This window comes from Nocardiopsis sp. MT53, assembly GCF_019598965.1.
Classification (GTDB): Bacteria; Actinomycetota; Actinomycetes; order Streptosporangiales; family Streptosporangiaceae; genus Nocardiopsis; species Nocardiopsis changdeensis.
On the sequence record NZ_CP080599.1, the window covers coordinates 4,621,503 to 4,638,617 of the forward strand.

General features: G+C 73.7%; 14 protein-coding genes. 10 read left to right on the top strand and 4 right to left on the bottom strand.

Annotation, left to right across the window (positions count from 1 at the left end; translation table 11 throughout):
• Positions 1-6: 6 nt before the first annotated feature.
• Complete coding sequence (locus K1J57_RS20530; protein WP_220560199.1) at positions 7-657, bottom strand: TetR/AcrR family transcriptional regulator; 651 nt, start codon at positions 655-657, stop codon at positions 7-9.
• Between the two features lie 143 nt (positions 658-800).
• On the opposite strand from K1J57_RS20530, the gene K1J57_RS20535 reads away from it, so the two are divergent.
• Both K1J57_RS20535 and K1J57_RS20540 read left to right on the top strand, forming a co-directional pair.
• A complete protein-coding gene (locus K1J57_RS20535; RefSeq protein WP_220560201.1) occupies positions 801-1,697 on the top strand; it encodes an alpha/beta hydrolase in 897 nt (298 codons plus the stop codon).
• Positions 1,694-2,581 carry an alpha/beta hydrolase gene (locus K1J57_RS20540; protein WP_220560204.1) on the top strand — a complete coding sequence of 296 codons (888 nt, stop codon included), beginning with the start codon at positions 1,694-1,696 and terminating at the stop codon, positions 2,579-2,581. Before K1J57_RS20535 ends, K1J57_RS20540 begins: the two co-directional genes overlap by 4 nt.
• On the opposite strand, the gene K1J57_RS20545 is transcribed toward K1J57_RS20540, so the two are convergent.
• Positions 2,562-3,185, bottom strand: coding sequence for an AAA family ATPase (locus K1J57_RS20545; RefSeq protein WP_370634467.1), 624 nt, complete (start codon positions 3,183-3,185; stop codon positions 2,562-2,564). The genes K1J57_RS20540 and K1J57_RS20545 overlap by 20 nt on opposite strands.
• Before the next feature lie 113 nt (positions 3,186-3,298).
• On the opposite strand from K1J57_RS20545, the gene K1J57_RS20550 reads away from it, so the two are divergent.
• From K1J57_RS20550 to K1J57_RS20585, 8 genes are all read left to right on the top strand, one after another.
• The gene (locus K1J57_RS20550; protein ID WP_220560205.1) at positions 3,299-4,474 is read left to right on the top strand and encodes an ROK family transcriptional regulator; all 1,176 of its coding nucleotides are present in this window, start codon (positions 3,299-3,301) and stop codon (positions 4,472-4,474) included.
• Between the two features lie 280 nt (positions 4,475-4,754).
• Positions 4,755-5,897 (top strand): sugar ABC transporter substrate-binding protein, encoded by a 1,143-nt coding sequence (locus K1J57_RS20555; RefSeq protein WP_220560206.1) that lies wholly within the window; start codon positions 4,755-4,757, stop codon positions 5,895-5,897.
• Between the two features lie 84 nt (positions 5,898-5,981).
• Positions 5,982-6,779 carry an ATP-binding cassette domain-containing protein gene (locus tag K1J57_RS20560; protein WP_220560207.1) on the top strand — a complete coding sequence of 266 codons (798 nt, stop codon included), beginning with the start codon at positions 5,982-5,984 and terminating at the stop codon, positions 6,777-6,779.
• Positions 6,779-8,059 carry a sugar ABC transporter permease gene (locus K1J57_RS20565; RefSeq protein ID WP_220560208.1) on the top strand — a complete coding sequence of 427 codons (1,281 nt, stop codon included), beginning with the start codon at positions 6,779-6,781 and terminating at the stop codon, positions 8,057-8,059. Before K1J57_RS20560 ends, K1J57_RS20565 begins: the two co-directional genes overlap by 1 nt.
• A gap of 556 nt (positions 8,060-8,615) precedes the next feature.
• Entirely contained in the window at positions 8,616-9,869 is a 1,254-nt protein-coding gene (locus tag K1J57_RS20570; protein ID WP_220560209.1) for a styrene monooxygenase/indole monooxygenase family protein, read from the top strand.
• A gap of 99 nt (positions 9,870-9,968) precedes the next feature.
• Positions 9,969-10,739 carry a TSUP family transporter gene (locus tag K1J57_RS20575; protein ID WP_370634468.1) on the top strand — a complete coding sequence of 257 codons (771 nt, stop codon included), beginning with the start codon at positions 9,969-9,971 and terminating at the stop codon, positions 10,737-10,739.
• A 281-nt stretch (positions 10,740-11,020) separates the two neighbouring features.
• A complete protein-coding gene (dxs, locus tag K1J57_RS20580; RefSeq protein WP_220560211.1) occupies positions 11,021-12,946 on the top strand; it encodes a 1-deoxy-D-xylulose-5-phosphate synthase in 1,926 nt (641 codons plus the stop codon).
• 40 nt (positions 12,947-12,986) lie between these two features.
• Complete coding sequence (locus K1J57_RS20585; protein ID WP_220560213.1) at positions 12,987-14,345, top strand: FAD-dependent oxidoreductase; 1,359 nt, start codon at positions 12,987-12,989, stop codon at positions 14,343-14,345.
• On the opposite strand, the gene K1J57_RS20590 is transcribed toward K1J57_RS20585, so the two are convergent.
• Positions 14,338-15,366, bottom strand: coding sequence for a neutral zinc metallopeptidase (locus tag K1J57_RS20590; RefSeq protein WP_220560215.1), 1,029 nt, complete (start codon positions 15,364-15,366; stop codon positions 14,338-14,340). The two genes, K1J57_RS20585 and K1J57_RS20590, sit on opposite strands and share 8 nt — an antisense overlap.
• A gap of 858 nt (positions 15,367-16,224) precedes the next feature.
• Positions 16,225-17,007 (bottom strand): TetR/AcrR family transcriptional regulator, encoded by a 783-nt coding sequence (locus K1J57_RS20595; RefSeq protein WP_220560216.1) that lies wholly within the window; start codon positions 17,005-17,007, stop codon positions 16,225-16,227.
• Positions 17,008-17,115: the final 108 nt, after the last annotated feature.

The following is a 17,115-nucleotide window of genomic DNA, read 5'->3' on the forward strand; positions in this document are numbered from 1 at the left end:
GGGCGCTCAGTCCTCGGCTTCCCAGGGGCGGGGGGCGTCCGGCGCGGCCAGGGCCGACAGGCGGGCGACGACGGCGGCGCGCGCCAGCCTGTAGGGACGCTCCAGGTCGTCCTCCAGCAGGGAGTCGGAGTTGGCGGTCTCCAGGAACGAGGCCAGCTCGAACACCAGCAGCTCCACGTCGGTGCCGGCGGACAGCTCGCCCAGCTGCACGGCGTCGGCGGCGCTGCGGGTGAGCAGGTCGCGCCACTCGCGGCGGGTCGCCACCAGGGCGTCGCGCACCCGGCCGGGACGCGACTCGAACTCGGCGTTGACGGTGTAGAAGAAGCAGCCGCCCGGGAACACCCGCCCCTGCGAGTAGACGGCCCAGTTCTCGAACAGGCGCCACAGGCGGGACAGCCCGGGCCGGACCTCCAGGGCTCCGTCCACCACGTGGTCGGCGAAGATGCGGCGACCGGCGCGGATCGCGGCCAGCTGGAGCTCCTCCTTGGAGCCGAAGTGGGCGAACACCCCGCTCTTGCTGACCTGGAGCTCCTTGGCCAGGCGGCCCAGGGAGAGCCCCTCCAGCCCCTCCACCGAGGCGATGTCCACCGCGCGGCGCAGCACGGCGCGCCGGGTCTGGTCGCCCCGCTGTACGCGGCCGTCGGTCCGGGTCGTCATGCGCACCTCCCGCACCACCCCCGCCGGGTGGCCCTCGTCCGAACGACAGGTCGGTCGTCAGGACACCATAGCCGCTACTTGACGCCGGACCTCTCGCAAACAAATAATACGATCGTTCGTATAGTTTGTGAAGAAGGAGACCCATGGGCGCGTTCGAACCGCTTCCCCTGCTCGGTGCCGCCGTCAACGCGCTGGCGCTGCCCGCCCCGCGCCTGGCCGGGGCGCTGTCCAGACGGCTGTGGGCCTCCCCGCCCCCGCCCCGGGCCGTCCCCGACCGGGACCGGGACCTGCACGAGGCGGCCGACACCGCGACGGTCCGCGTCGGCCGCTGGGACGTGGTCACCTACGCCTGGGGCGACACCGCCCGCCCGGTGCTGCTCGTCCACGGCTGGCGCTCGCGCGCCGCACGCTTCGCCCCCCTCGTCCGCCGCCTGGTCGACCTCGGCTACGGCCCGGTGTCCTGGGACGCCCCCGGCCACGGGGCGACCGGCGGACCGGTGGGCACCATCCTCGACGCGCTGCGGATCCAGCGCCTCCTCCAGGAGCGGTACGGCCGCTTCCACGCCGTCGTCGCCCACTCCATGGGAGCGCCCTTCGCCGTCCACGCCCTGCGCGAGGGCGTCGAGGCCGACCGGGCGGTCCTCCTCGCCGGGGTGTCGGACTTCGGCTTCCTCCTCACCGCGTTCACCGACGCCCTGGGCATGGGACCCCGCGCCCTGGCCGCCCTGCGCGCGGACGTGGAGCGCCACTACTTCGACGCCGACCCGACGGTGTGGGAGCGCTTCTCCACCACCCACCGGATCGCCACCCTGGAGCAGCCGTTCCTCCTGCTGCACGACGACACCGACGAGGTCGTGCCCTTCGCGCACTCCCTGCGCACCCTCGAACACCTCGGCGGGCGGGGGCGGATGATCGCCACCACCGGTTTGGGCCACAGCGGGGCCCTCTTCGAGCGGGAGCACCTGGACGCCATCACCTCCTTCGTCCAAGGCGCCGACCTGCCCGTGCCCGCCCCCGGGGACAGGACCGGCACCGCATGACCCCCGGCGAACCCGAGAAGGAGACCACCGTGACCACCGCCCCCCACCCGATCGACCTGGAGGTCCTGGCCGTCACCGCGCCGCGCGTGGCCGGCCGGCGGGCCCTGCGCCTGTGGACCGACCCGGGCGACACCTCCGCGGTCGACCGCGACCGCGACGTGCACGAACGCGCCCGCGTCGACCACCTCGGCCACCGGGGGTGGCGGGTCGCCGCCTACACGTGGGGCGAGGGCGCGCGCCCCGTCCTGCTGGTCCACGGCTGGGGATCGCGCGCCGCCCGCCTCGCCCCGCTGGTGCGCGCCCTCACCGCCCGCGGGCACACCGTCGTCTCCTGGGACGCCCCCGGGCACGGCGCCACCGGCGGCCCCGCCGGGACCGTCCTGGACGCGCTGGCCGTCGCACGCCTGCTCCAGGAGCGGCACGGCGACTTCGCGGCCGTGATCGGCCACTCCCTGGGCGCGCTGTTCGCCACCCACCTGGTGCGCGAGGGGATCCGGACCGACCGGCTGGCCCTGCTGTCGGCGATGGCCGACTTCGAGGGCACCGTCGACGGCTTCGTGGCCGCCCACGGCTGGGGCCCGCGGGTGAACCGGGCACTGCGCCGCGCCATCGAGGACGACCTCTTCGACGGGGACCGGGACCTGTGGAAGCGCTACGCCACCGTCCGCGACGCCGACGCCCTGGACGTGCCGGTGCTGCTGTTCCACGACGTCGACGACCCGCTGATCCCCCACGCCGAGTCCGTGCGGATCCTCGCCGCCATGGGGGCGGGGGCCCGGATGGTCGGCACGGTCGGCCTCGGGCACAACCGCATCCTGGCCGACCCCGACGTGCTGGAGCGGCTCACCGCGTTCGTCGCCCCGGTCAGGGCCGAGGTGTGGTGAGGTCCGTCCCCCGCGTGTTGCCGACGACGGCGCCGGCGTGCTCGCGGGGGCGCTCGGCCGCGTAGAACACCGCCTCCTGATCGGCCCAGACCCGCCGGAAGGGGGCGTACAGCCCGGCGTCCCCGCGCGCGTCCAGCCGTTGGGCGCGCACCGCGTCGGGCGCGTCCACCCACACCGACAGATCCACATGGGGGCGCACGACCCGCGCGCCGGAGCCGCACCCCTCCACCACCAGGACCCCGCCCGCCGCCACCGGACCCGGCAGCGAGTACTCCTCCCGGGAGAACCGGCCGCGCGCCCAGTCGTAGCGCCGCCAGCGCGCCGCGCTCCCGCGGGCCAGCGGCTCCAGCACCCACTCCACCAGCAGTTCCGGGGCTTGCGCGAGCCCGTGCCACCCCGGGTACAGGTCGTCCATCGGCAGCACGGCGACCGCGGTGCCCCGTGCCGCCAGCGCCGCGCGCAGCCGCTCCGCCACCGTGCTCTTGCCCGACCCGGAGCGCCCCTCCACGGTGACGACGCGCACGCGCCCGCGGTCCCCGGGGACGGCCGCGGCCAGCCGGTCGTCCCAGCCGGCCCGGTCGGTCTCCACATACAGAGCGGTCACGTTCGGACCCTAACGTGCGCGGGTGGGCGGTTTCCGCTTGCGTTCAATCCTTGTAGCATTCGACACGGAAGGCACGGTCGGACCGTGCCGCGACCGACCGGAAGGGACGCCCGGTGACCGACACCGCAGTGACGCCGGGGTCCCAGTCCGCCCTCCGGCAGGCCAACGAGCAGCGGGTCGTGGACGTCCTGCGCCGCGAGGGCACCCGCACCCAGGCCGAGCTGGCCCGGGCCACCGGCCTGTCCGCCGCGAGCGTCTCCAACATCGTGCGCGGCCTGCGCGCCGCGGGCACGGTCGCGGTCCACGACACCTCCTCCAACGGCCGCCGGGCCCGCGCGGTCACCCTGGTGCGCCCGCCGGGGACGGTGGTGGCGGTCGACTTCGCCCCCGAGCGGGTCACGGTCGCCGTCGGCGACAGCGAGGGCAACATGCTGGCCCGCGAGGAGATCGACTACGACGTGGCCGCCGACCCCGACCGCGGGGTGCGCCGGGCCTCATGGCTGGCCGAGACCACCCTGCTGCGGGCCCGCATCGACCTGTCCACGGTGGGCTCGGTGGTGGCGTCGGTGCCGGGGCCGATCGACCCGCACGGCGGCGAGGTCGGCGGCATCTCCTGCCTGCCCCGCTGGGCGGGCTTCCGGCCCGCCGAGGCGCTGGGCGAGCGGCTGGGCGTCCCGGTCATCGCGGAGAACGACGCCAACCTCGCGGTCCTGGCCGAGCTCCACCGGGGCGCGGGCCAGGGCGCCGAGCACCTCATCCACCTGGTCATCGGCGACGGGGTGGGCGCGGGCATCATCGTCTCGGGCGGGCTGTTCCGCGGGGCGGGCGGCACCGCGGGCGAGGTCGGGCACATCGCGCTGGACCCGCGCGGCCAGGTGTGCCGCTGCGGCAACCGGGGGTGCCTGGAGACGTTCGTGGGGGCCGGGTACCTGCTGGACATGCTGCCGCAGAACACCTATGTCTCCCACGGCCCCGGACCGGCGGCGGTGGAGGACCTGGTGGGCGCCGCCCGCTCGGGCGACCCGGGGTGCCGGCGCATCCTCGCGGAGGCCGGCACGGCGCTGGGCCAGGGCGTGGCGATCATGGCCAACCTGTTCAACCCCGACCGGGTGATCGTCGGCGGCGACCTGGCCGAGGCAGGCGAGCTGTTGCTCGACCCGATGCGGCGGGCCATGGAACTGGGGGCGCTGGGCAGCGCCCTGTCCCGGCTGGAGCTGCTGCCCAGCGCGCTGGGACGCGACGCCTCCCTGTACGGGGCCCTGCGCATGGCGGCGCAGAGCATCCACTGAACCACGCAGGGTGTCCGCGGGCCCCTTCTTGGCCTTCCCTTGGTGAAGCTTTGTGTTGCCCGTACGTGGTCGTCCGTGTTCCTTCCGCGCATGCTGGAGGGACGCCCTTCTTCGCGAATGCGCCCTGACCTGCGGTTTCTTTGATTTTAACTGCTGAACGCAAAGTCCGTGATGTTTCGGTTATGTGTTCAGGAGTTGACGACAAGCCTGCGGAGAGGTCTACTTCACAACATCACTCGCGAGTTCACATCCGTCCCCCGCACGTCAGAAAGGTGCAGCGTTGAGTACACGCACCGCACACCAGCGCAAGGTCGCCGGAGGCTTCGCCGCCGCCGGCGCCGCCCTCACCCTTCTCGTCTCCGGTTGTGGTTCGCTCACCACCTCGGGCGAGGACGCCGAGAGGGAGACCCACAGCATCGAGGAGGGCTTCCACGTCGGCCTCCTCCTGCCCGAGCTCCAGACCGCCCGCTACGAGGCGTTCGACAAGCCCTTCTTCGAGGAGGCGCTCGCCGAGCTGTGCCCCAACTGCGAGCTGTCCTACGCCAACGCCGACCAGGACGTCGACGAGCAGCAGACCCAGGCCCAGGCCATGCTCACCGAAGGGGTGGACGTCCTGGTCCTGGACGCGGTCGACTCCGCGGCCGCGGCCGGCACCGTCAGCGAGGCCCAGGCCCAGGGGGTCCCCGTGGTCGCCTACGACCGCCTCGCGCAGGGCGGCGTGGACATGTACGTCTCCTTCGACAACCACCGCGTCGGCCAGGTCCAGGCCGAGGCCCTGATCGAGGCCCTGGAGGAGCGCGGCACCGCCGGCGAGGGCCAGATCGTCATGGTCAACGGCTCGCCCACCGACCCCAACGCCGCCGACTTCAAGGCCGGCGCCCACGAGATCTTCGACGGCCAGGTCGAGATCGGCCAGGAGTTCGACACCCCGGACTGGTCCCCGGACCAGGCCAACAGCCAGATGGAGGGCGCCATCACCGCCCTGGGCGTCGATGAGATCGTCGGCGTCTACTCCGCCAACGACGGCATGGCCTCGGGCATCATCGCCGCGCTGCGCAGCGCCGGCGTGGACGTCGACGACCTGCCGCCGGTCACCGGCCAGGACGCCGAACTCGCCGGCATCCAGCGCATCATCGCCGGCGAGCAGTACATGACGGTCTACAAGGCCATCCAGCCCGAGGCGCAGATCGCCGCCGCCATGGCCGTCGCCCTGGCCACCGGCACCGACCCCGAGCTCGGCGAGTACAACCTCGTCGACGTCGAGGACGCCAACGGCGAGACGGTCCCCTCCGTCCTGCTCGAGCCGATCGCGGTCACCGAGGAGAACGTCGGTGACACCGTGGTCTCGGACGGGATCTACTCCATCGAGGAGATCTGCACCGACGACTACGCCGACACCGACTTCTGCCAGGAAGCCCTCTAGGCACGGTGCGACGCCCCAACGGCGCGGGCGGGCCCTCGCCGCCCGCCCGCGCCGGCCCGGGACGAGAGAAGAGATAACGAACGCATGAGTACACCAGTCCTGGAACTGTCCGGGATCTCCAAGACCTTCGGGGCGGTCCGCGCGCTCAGCGACGTGGACTTCCACGTCGCCGAGGGCGAGGTCGTCGCCCTCCTGGGGGACAACGGCGCCGGTAAATCCACGCTGGTCAAGGTCATCTCCGGAGCCCACCCCGCCGACAGCGGCGGCGTGATCCGCTGGGACGGCCGACCGGTCTCCATCGGGGCCCCCGCCGACTCCCAGCGCCTGGGCATCGCGACCATCTACCAGGACCTCGCCCTGTGCGACAACCTGGACATCGTCGCCAACCTCTTCCTGGGCAACGAGAAGCTCCACTTCCCCGGCACCCTCGACGAGGTCGAGATGGAGAGCCGGGCCCGGGAGCTCCTCGACTCCCTGTCGGTGCGCATCCCCAGCCTGCGCGTGCCGGTGGCCTCCCTCTCCGGCGGCCAGCGCCAGATCATCGCCATCGCCCGCTCCCTCCTGGGCCAGCCCCGCGTGGTGATGCTCGACGAGCCCACCGCCGCCCTGGGCGTCGCCCAGACCGCCCAGGTCCTCGACCTCATCGAGCGCCTGCGCGACCAGGGCCACGGCGTCGTCCTGATCAGCCACAACATGGCCGACGTCCGCGCGGTCGCCGACCGCGCCGTGGTGCTGCGGCTGGGCCGCAACGCCGGCGACTTCCCCATCGCGGAGACCAGCTACGAGGAGATCGTGGCCGCCATCACCGGTGCAGCCGACAACCCGGTGAGCCGCCGCACGCAGCGCACCGGTTCCTCGGCCCTGGCCACGGAGGACAAGTGATGACCCAGCAGACCCCGGTTTCCAAGGCACCCGGAGAGGGTGCGGCCGCCTCGGGCGAGCCCGCGCGCGACCCCCGGCTGCTGACCACGGTCGCCTCGCCCAAGGGCTGGCTCCAGGCCCTGCGCCGCAACCTGCGCAGCGGTGAACTGGGACCCATCCCCGTCATCGTGGGGCTGCTGCTGATCGCCGTCGTCTTCCAGTCGATGAACGATCGCTTCCTGTCGCCGCAGAACCTGTCCAACCTGACCCTCCAGATCGCGGCCATCGGCCTGATGACCACGGGCGTCATCATGGTCCTGCTGCTGGGCGAGATCGACCTGTCCATCGGCTCGGTGGCCGGCCTGTCCGCGGCCGTCCTGGCGGTCCTGGCGGTCAAACAGGGCGTCCCCGAATGGGGGGCCATCGCCGCCGCGGTCGGCGTCGGCCTGGTCATCGGACTGGTCCACGGCACGGTCTTCGCCAAGGTCGGGGTGCCGGCGTTCGTGGTCACCCTGGCGGGCCTGCTGGGCTGGCAGGGCGTGCACCTGTACCTGATGGGCGCCGACGGCACCATCAACATCAGCCCCAACGGGGCGATCGCGATGCTCACCCAGACCTACTTCGTGCCGTTCGTGGGCTGGGCCATCGCGGCCATCGCGGTGGGCCTGTACGTGGTGTCGGTGGCCGTGGTCGAGCGGCGGCGCCGCCAGGCCGGCCTGCCCTACAAGCCGATGAGCGAGATCGCGTTCCGCGCCGCGCTGCTGGCCCTGCCGATCCTGGGCGGGGTGTGGGTGCTCAACCAGTACAAGGGCGTGCCGCTGGCCTTCCTGATCTTCGTGGGCTTCGTGGTCGTCCTGGACCTGGTCCTGCGCAAGACCCGCTACGGCCGCATGGTGTACGCGGTCGGCGGCAACGCCGAGGCGGCCCGCCGCGCCGGCATCAACGTCGACCTGATCCGCATCTCGGTGTTCGGCATCGCCTCCACCCTGGCGGCGCTGGGCGGCATCATGCTGGTCTCCCGCAACTTCGCGGCGAGCGTGTCCACCGGCAGCGGCGCCGAGCTCATGATGGCGATCGCCGCCGCGGTCATCGGCGGCACCAGCCTCTTCGGCGGCCGCGGCAACGCCTACTCGGCGCTGCTGGGCGGCCTGGTCCTGGGCGCCATCACCTCCGGCCTGCTCCTGCTCCAGATGGACACCTCGGTGCGCTTCATGATCACCGCGGCCGTCCTGCTCATCGCGGTCATCATCGACGCCGTCTCCCGCAACGGTCGCAAGACCAACGCCAGGGGAGGCGCCTGACACCCGCGGCACCCAGACCCTCTCCCGGGAAGGAGGCGGCGCTCACTCCCCGCCGCCTCCGCGCCCCGGTCCGGCCCCGGTAGCCGGACCGGGGCCCTTCGCGTGCCCGCCCCGGCCGTCCCGGGGAGGAGGGCGCGGGCCGATCCGCCTGTGATGTGCGTCGCTTCGGGCGGAGGGCGCGCGGGGCGGCCCGGCGGACGCGGGGGCGGAGCCGCCGTGGAGGCGGGCGGAGGGCGTGCCGGTCCGGCGGCGGACGGGGCGGGAGCGGTGCGCCACGGCGGTGAGCTGCGCGGACGCCCGTCCGGGGCCGCCGGCGCGGGACCGCGGACGCCTTCCGGCCCCCCGGAGGCCCGGCACGGCCGGAGGTCCCGGGCGCGCAGGGGCGAAGGTCCCGGTCGGCGGGGGTGCCCGAGGGGCCCGCGGGCGCGCTGCTAGGTTCGCCGCGAAACCACCGCCCGCCCGGGGTCGCACACGGACCGCCACGTGTACGCCCCCTCCTCGTCGTGCCCCGGAACCGTCCGGGCCCCGCGCGGGCCCGAACCACGGAGCAAGGCACATGCGCAGAATCCTCGTCGTCGGCACCGGGCAGTCCGGCCTGCAGCTCGCCCTCGGCCTGCTGGCCGAGGACTACGACGTCACCCTGGTCGGCCCCGACGGGCCCGGGGAGATCCGCGCGGGCCGCATCACCTCGACCCAGTGCCTCTTCGGGCCCGCCCTGCGCCGCGAGCGGCGGCACGGCCTCTCCCTCTGGGAGGACCGGGCCCCGGGGATCCTCGGCGTCGGCCTGCGCGTCGCCCCCGGGGAGGGAGGCGTGCCGGGGCCGTCCTGGCTCGGGCGCCTGGACGAGCCCGCCCGCTCCGTCGACCAGCGCCTCAAGCTCTCCGCCTGGCTGGACCTCTTCGTCCAGGGCGGCGGCCGCCTGGTCCGCCACCGGGTGCACCCGACCGAGCTGTCCGCGCTCGCCGCCGAGTACGAACTGGTCGTGGTGGCCACGGGCCGCGGCGGCCTCGCCGACGTCTTTCCCCGGGACACCGCCCGCTCCCCGCACGACGCCCCCCAGCGTTCGCTGGCCCTGGTCTACGCCTCGGGGGCCGCCCCCCACCCCGACGGTCCGGCGCTCTCCCGCACCGCCGTCCCGGGCGCGGGCGAGGTGTTCAGCCTGCCCGTGCTGTCCCTGAACGGCCCCTGTGACGCGCTCATGGTCGAGGCGGTGCCCGGGGGACCCCTGGACCGCCCGCTGCCCGCCACCGCCCACGCCGGGGACGTCCTGGACCACCTGCTGCGCGTGGTGCGCCGCCACGCGCCCTGGGAGTACGAGCGGTTCGCCGGAGCCCGCCCGGCCGACCCCATGGCCGCCCTCACCGGCGGGTACGCGCCCGCCGTCCGCGAGCCCGTCGCCCGCCCCGGAGGGGGCGCGCCGGTCCTGGGCATGGCCGACACCGTGGTCGCCAACGACCCCATCACCTCCCAGGGCGCCAACATGGCCTCGCTGGCCGCCGACGTCTACCGGCGCGCCATCGTCGACCACGGGACGCGCCCCTTCGACGAGCACTTCATGCGCGGGGCGTTCGCCGAGTACTGGCGGCGGGCGCGCCAGGTCACCGCGTGGAGCCGGGTGATGCTCTCGGGGCCGCCGCACGTGTGGGAGCTGTACCGGCTGGCGGCCCGCCACCAGGAGACCGCCGACCGGTTCGCGAACTCCTTCGCCGACCCGACCGGGCTCATCGAGTGGTTCCTGCACCCGGAGCGGGCCCTGGAGTACATCGACGGGGTGTCCCGGCCCGCGTTCGCGGGCGGCCGCCCCCGCTGACCCCGCCGCCCCCGCGGGAGGCGGACCGGAGGAGGAGCACATCCCATGTCCCTACCTCCCGAACCCGACCGGGAAGGTGCGGATGTAACGTCGCACCCCGTGCTCTCGGAATTCTTCTCGCCCTCCGGACACGGGGTGCTCCCAGCGGGCGACATCTGGACCTTCGCCGTCGTCGCCGCGCTCGCCATCGTCGTCGGGGCCGTGGTGCAGAGCACCGTCGGCCTGGGCCTGGGGCTGGTCGGCGCCCCCGTCCTGTCCCTGCTCGACCCCACCCTCGTGCCGGGGGCGCTCCTGGTCGCCGTCATCGTCCTGCCGGCCCTGACCCTGATCCAGGAGCGCGAGCACGTCGACTGGCGGGGCATCGCCTGGGGCCTGCCCGCCCGCCTGCCGGGAACGGTCCTGGGGGTGTGGGTGGTCGCCGCCCTGCCGCCCCGGGCGCTGGCCGGGGCGGTCGGCGCCATGGTGCTCATCGCCGTCGCCCTGTCCCTGCGGTCCTTCCGGGTGCGCATCACCCCGGTCTCCCTGGTCGCCGCGGGGGCCCTGTCCGGGTTCGCGGGCACCGCCACGTCCATCGGCGGGCCGCCCATGGCCCTGCTCTACCAGTACGAGGAACCCGCCCGGGTGCGCGCCACCCTGGCCGCGTTCTTCCTGTTCGGCGGCGCCCTCTCCCTGACCGCGCTGGGGATCGGCGGGCAGCTCGACACCCGCACCGTGGTGGTCGGGGCGGCGGGGATCCCGCTCGTCGCCCTGGGCTTCGCCGCGGGCGTCGCCCTGCGCAGCCGGGTCGAGCCCGGGCCCCTGCGCCTGGGCATGCTCGCCGTGGTCGCGGCCTCGGCCGTCGCCCTGCTGGTCCAGGCCGTCCTCGGATAACCTCGGCGGGGCGGAGGAACGGCAAAGACTTCCCCGGGAACGGGTAATCTACCCCGAAAACCGTGCCGGGGGGCGGTGTCCCCGCGGTTCGAGGCCCGCTCCGCCGGGGACGCGCGACCCGTGCGCCCCGCCGCACCGGCACGCCCGGTGCCGGGCGGGACCCGTGGACGCCGCACCATAAACTCGGGTATGTATACCTGCCGGTAGCCAAACCCGGCCCATGTCAGGGGCCCGGGGCGGCAAACTCAACCGACACGCTGGACGAGGGGACTGACGAGACAGTGACACTGTTCGAGTCGATGCACAATCCGGAAGCTCTCAAGCGGCTTCCGGCCGATCAGCTCCCGGTCCTGGCCCAGGAGGTCCGGGACTTCCTGGTCGAGTCCTGCTCGCAGACCGGCGGGCACCTCGGCCCGAGCCTCGGCGTCGTCGAGCTCACGATCGCGCTGCACCGGGTCTTCGAGTCCCCCAAGGACCCCATCCTGTTCGACACGGGCCACCAGGCCTACGCGCACAAGGTCCTCACCGGCCGGCACGACTTCAGCAACCTCAAGTCCGAGGGCGGCCTGTCCGGCTACCCCTCCCGGGCCGAGTCCGAGCACGACTTCATCGAGAACTCCCACGCCTCCACCGCGCTGTCCTACGCCGACGGCATGGCCAAGGCCAACGAGGTCCGCGGCGTGCGCGACCGCACCGTCGTCGCCGTCATCGGCGACGGCGCCCTCACCGGCGGCATGGCCTGGGAGGCGCTCAACAACATCGCGGAGAAGAAGGACCGCCGCCTGGTCATCGTCGTCAACGACAACGGGCGCTCCTACTCCCCGACCCGGGGCGGCCTCGCCGACCACCTCGCCTCCCTGCGCATGGCCCCCGGCTACGAGCAGGCGCTGGACCTGGCCAAGACCACCCTCAACCGCACCCCCGTGGTCGGCCAGCCCCTCTACGAGGCCCTGCACGGCCTCAAGAAGGGCATCAAGGACGCCATCCAGCCCCAGATGATGTTCGAGGACCTGGGCCTGAAGTACCTCGGCCCCATCGACGGCCACGACGAGCCCGCGCTGGAGAAGGCGCTGCGCCGCGCCCGCGACTTCGGCGGCCCGGTGATCGTCCACGTCATCACCCAGAAGGGCAAGGGGTACGCCCCGGCCGAGAACCACGACGAGGACCAGTTCCACGCCCCCGGCCCCTTCGACGTCGCCACCGGCCGGGCCAAGCCCGGCTCCAAGGCCCTCAAGTGGACGTCGGTGTTCGCCGACGCCATGGTCGAGATCGGCGCCGAGCGCGAGGACGTGGTGGCCATCACCGCCGCCATGCTCCACCCCACCGGCCTGAACAGGTTCGCCGACGCCTACCCCGACCGCATCTTCGACGTCGGCATCGCCGAGCAGCACGCCGCCACCGCCGCCACCGGCATGGCCATGAACGGGCTGCACCCGGTCGTCGCCGTGTACGCGACCTTCCTCAACCGCTGCTTCGACCAGGTGCTCATGGACGCCGCCCTGCACCGCCAGGGCGTCACCTTCTGCCTGGACCGGGCCGGCGTCACCGGCAACGACGGCGCCAGCCACAACGGCATGTGGGACATGTCCATCCTCCAGGTGGTCCCCGGCCTGCGCCTGGCCGCGCCCCGCGACGCCGAGCGCCTGCGCACCCTGCTGCGCGAGGCCGTGGCCGTCGAGGACGCCCCCACCGTCGTCCGCTACCCCAAGGGCGCCGTCGCCGAGGAGCTGCCCGCCCTGGGCAAGGTCGGCTCCATGGACCTGCTGCGCCGCGCCGCCGACGGCGGCCACTCCGAGGACCTGCTCATCGTGGGCGTGGGCACCATGGCCCAGGTCGCCTGCGAGGTCGCCGACCGGATGGCCGACCAGGGCATCGGCGTCACCGTCATCGACCCGCTGTGGGTCAAGCCGCTGGACGAGGCGCTCATCGCCGAGGCCGCCCGGCACAGCGTCGTCGCCGTGGTCGAGGACAACGGCCGCACCGGCGCCGTCGGCGACGCCGTGGCCCGCCTGCTGCGCGACAACGACGTGGACGTGCCGGTGCGCACCTTCGGCATCGCCCAGGAGTTCCTGGACCACGCCAAGCGCGACACCATCCTCCAGGAGCAGGGCCTGACCCCGCAGGAGCTCTCGCGCAGGCTCACCGAGACGGTCTCGCGCCGCACCGAGGGCGCCGCCGGCCCGGCGCTGGCCGACAAGTCGGCCTGACCGTCCCGGACGGGAGGGGTCCTGCTGCCAGAATGGGGGCATGACCTCTCCCGACGATCCCCGCGCCGGGGAACGACCCGCACCGCTCAAGGTGGCCGTCATCGGCTCCGGACCGGCCGGACTGTACACGGCCGACTCCCTGACGCGGCAGCGCAGGGTGCCGGTCCGCGTCGACGTCATCGACCGCCTGCACACCCCGTACGGGCTGGTGCGGCACGGCGTGGCCCCCGACCACACCAAGATCAAGGGCGTGGCCCGCTCCCTGCGGCGCATCCTGGAGCACCCCGACGTGCGGTTCGCGGGGGGCGTGGAGTTCGGCGCCGACGTCACCCGGGACGACCTGGCCCGCACCCACCACGCCGTCGTGTACGCCACCGGGGCCTCCACGGACCGGCGCATGGGCGTGCCGGGGGAGGACCTGCCCGGCAGCGTCGCCGCCACCGACTTCGTCAACTGGTACTGCGGGCACCCCGACAGCGAGATGCTCCGGTTCGTCCTGGACAGCGAAGAGGTCGTGGTGGTGGGCGCGGGGAACGTCGCCCTGGACGTGGCCCGCATCCTCGTCAAGACCGCCGACGAGCTGCGGCACACCGACATCCCCCAGCCCGTCCTGGAGGCGCTGGCGACCAGCCGGGTGCGCACCGTCCACCTGCTGGCCCGGCGCGGCCCGCTCCAGGCCAAGTTCACCGCGCCCGAGCTGCGGGACCTGCTCGAACTGCCCGAGGTCGACGTCGTGGTGGACCCCGCCCAGGTCGACATCGACCCGGCGGGGATCCGCGGCGAGGTCGCCCGCGCCGCCCGCACCAACCTGCGCCTGCTGAGCGAGCGCGCCGCCCTGCCGCCCAAGGGGCACCCGCGCGCCGTCCGCCTGCACTTCTGGTCCCGGCCCCTGGAGGTCCTGGGCACGGACCGGGTGACCGGCGTTCGGGTCGAGCGCACCCGCGAGGACGGTGGGCGCCTGGTCGGCACGGGGGAGACCGCCGACCTGCCCGCGGGCATGGTGCTGCGCTCCGTCGGCTACGCGGGTGTGCCGATCCCGGGCGTGCCCTTCGACGAGGCGGCCCGCACCGTGCCCCACCGCGACGGCCGGGTGCTCGACGCCCAGGGGCGTGTCGTGCCGGGGGACTACGTGGCGGGCTGGGCCAAGCGGGGCGCCACGGGCGTGATCGGCACCAACAAGTCCGACGCCGCGGCGACCGTGCGCTCCCTGCTCGACGACGCGCCCGCCCTGCTGGCGGCCGCCCCCGACCTGGTCGACCTCGCGGAGGTGGTCGAGGGCAGCGACTACGGCGCCTGGCTGCGAATCGACGACGCCGAGGCCCGCCGCGCCGCGGAGCTGGACCGCGGCGAACGGGTCAAGCTCCACGGCTGGGCGGCCTACCGGGACGCCATCAGGTGACCTCGCCGGGGGCCGCGTCGTAGGTGTTGCAGCCGCCCACGGTGGCGTCGCTCCAGCCCTGCTCCAGCCAGTGGGCGCGGTTGGTCGCGGTGCCGTGGGTCGGCAGGTCGCCGCCGCCGTTGAAGTTCTCGTTGACCCACCGCAGGGACCGCTCGTCGGAGCCGGTGATGGCGCGCAGCCCGATCCCGGCCATGCACTCGGCCTGGAGCTCGGTGCGGCGCAGCGTGTCCAGTTCCTCCTCCTCGCTGGAGGACTTGCGGCGCAGGTCGTGGGAGATGTCGAGGATGCCGGTCACGTACTGCACGTGGTGGCCGTACTCGTGGCCCATGAGGGCGATCCACACGTCCTCGTGGGCTTGTGCGGGGATCTGCTCGCCGAGCGTGCGGACGTTGGGCAGGACCACGGTGATGCGCTCGAAGTCGCTCTCGTAGTAGGCGAGGGTGTACCCCTCCTCGTCGCCGGAGTCGGGGGACTCCCGGGTGACGGTGATCTCGGGGGTGTCCGCGCTCAGGCCGAGGTCGTCGAAGACGGGGGCCCACAGCTCGTCCAGGCAGTGGCCGGTGGCGGTGGCGAACTCCTGCCAGGAGTCGTCGGAGGCCGTGTCCAGCTCGGGGACGTCGCAGGCGACCTCCTGGGGGGTGGCGGCGTCGTACAGGGGGTGGTCGGCGATGTCGATCACGACCTGGGCGGGCGGCTCGGACAGCCGGTCGTCGTAGTGGGCGGCGAGGTTCTCGCCGGTGGGGGTCGGCTCGGGCCGCGGCGTCGTGGTCACGATGACCACGCTGGCCACCAGCGCCGCCAGCGCGACGGTCGCCGCCACCGCGGACGCCGCCAGCACCCCGAGCCCGCGCCGCCTCGGTGGCGGAGGCGCGGGCGGCCCCCACTGCGGGGGCCCGGCGTACACCGGCGCGTACGGCGGCACGCCCGCGCCGTGCCACGGCCCGCCGTGGACCGGAGCCCCGGCGTACGGCGGCACACCCGGCACCGGAGCGCCCTGCGTCCCCGCGCCGTACGGCGCCATATGCCCCGTGGTGTGCCCGGGCGCCGGAACCCCCTGCCGCCCGCCCGCGTACGGCGGCACGCCCGGTGCGGGGGTGCCCTGCGGTGTTCCCGTGCCGCCTGGGTCCACGGCGTAGGGCGGCACGTGCCCGGTGGTGTGCCCGGGCGCCGACGTGCCTTGAGGCTCGCCCGGGGCCCCGGTGTGCGGCGGGCCGCCCGGTGCCGGTGTGCCCTGCGGTGTCTCCGCGTTGCCCGCGTTCATGGCATAGGGCGGCACGTGCGTGTTCGGCTGCCCGGGGGCAGGTGTGCCTTGGGGGTCGCTTGAGGCTGTGGTGTGCGGTGGCATGCCCGGGGCGGGATTGTGGGGTGTAGCCGCAGGGGAGGGCATGGCCTGTTCTCCGCCCACGTACGGCGGCACGCCCGGTGCGGGCGTCCCCTGGGGGTCGCTTGAGGCCGCGGTGTGCGGCGGGCCGCCCGGTGTGGGGATGCTCTGTGGTGTTCCTGTGCCGCCCGTGTTCACGGCGTAGGGCGGCACGTGCGTGTTCGGGTGCCCGGGGGCCTGTGTTCCCTGCGGCCCGTCCGGCACGTGGGGGTTCTGGTGGGGTGCCGGGGCTCCTGTGGTGTGCGCGGGAGGCGGTGTGCCTTGGGGGGTGTCCGGGGCGGGGGTGTTCCGGTGATCGGGGGCCGGGGGTGTGTTCCGCGGGGACGCGTGGACGGTGGTGCCGGGGACCCAGGGGGTGCCGGTGGACGGGCGGAAGCGCTCATCGCCGGGTCGGTTCTCCACGGGGTCGGTCCTCGCTCTCATGCCATGGCGCGCCGGCCAGGACCGGATCCACCCGGGGCGAATCCGGCAAGTGCCACAGACCTCTAAGTATGGGGCTTAATCGGACTTACCCATAGTAACTGTGTTGCTGCTTTCGGGTGATTCGTACCGAACGCCCAGGCCTGTCAGTACGTTCTGAAGCTCGGACTCGAAAAGTGGTTCCATGTCCCGCATCACGAAATCCAGGTGCTGGAAGATCTCCATGCACACCACCCCGTACAGCCGCACCCAGCACGAGCTGAGCACCATCACCGCCTCCACCGGTGTGCGCGAGTCCCCGAACCCGCACAGGTCCGCGAAGGACCGCAGCTCCCGCTCCAGCTCCGGCGTGATCGACCGCCCGTCGGGCAGCTCGAACCTCTCCTCGCGGACCAGCCGCTCGAACAGGGTGAAGAAGGTCGCCCCGAACCGCTTGCCCGCCTCCACCGCCGGCGTCAGGTCCACCCCCGGCTCCAGCCGGGCGCGCGGCCCGAACATGGCGGCGAACTCCGCCCGGTGCTCCACCGCCCACCGCCGGAACGCCCGGAGCGAGGTGATGATCCGCCGGTCGGTGTCCCCGGCCGGAACGCTGGCGTCGGCCGCGGCCACCGCGGCGGCCAGCTCGTCGAACATGTCCGCGGTGATGAGCACCAGCAGCGAGTCGATGCCCGACACGTAGCGGTACAGCCCCGGCGCGGTCATCCCCATCTCGCGGGCGATCGCGCGCAGGGACACCCCCGCGGCCCCGTGCTCGACGAGGTGGCTGCGGGCGATGCCCTTGATCTCGGCGAGTGTGGCCTCGCGCACACGCTCCCGCCGGCTCGGCACCCGCTCACCCTGCTCCAGCTGCGGTTTCGTCATCTGATGCGGTACACCCCGGTTTGTGGTCTTTCGTCGGTGATATTGACATCGTAATGCCTGCACGCTTTAGTGAACGCCGTTAACCGACATGAAGGCCGTTTGCCGAAA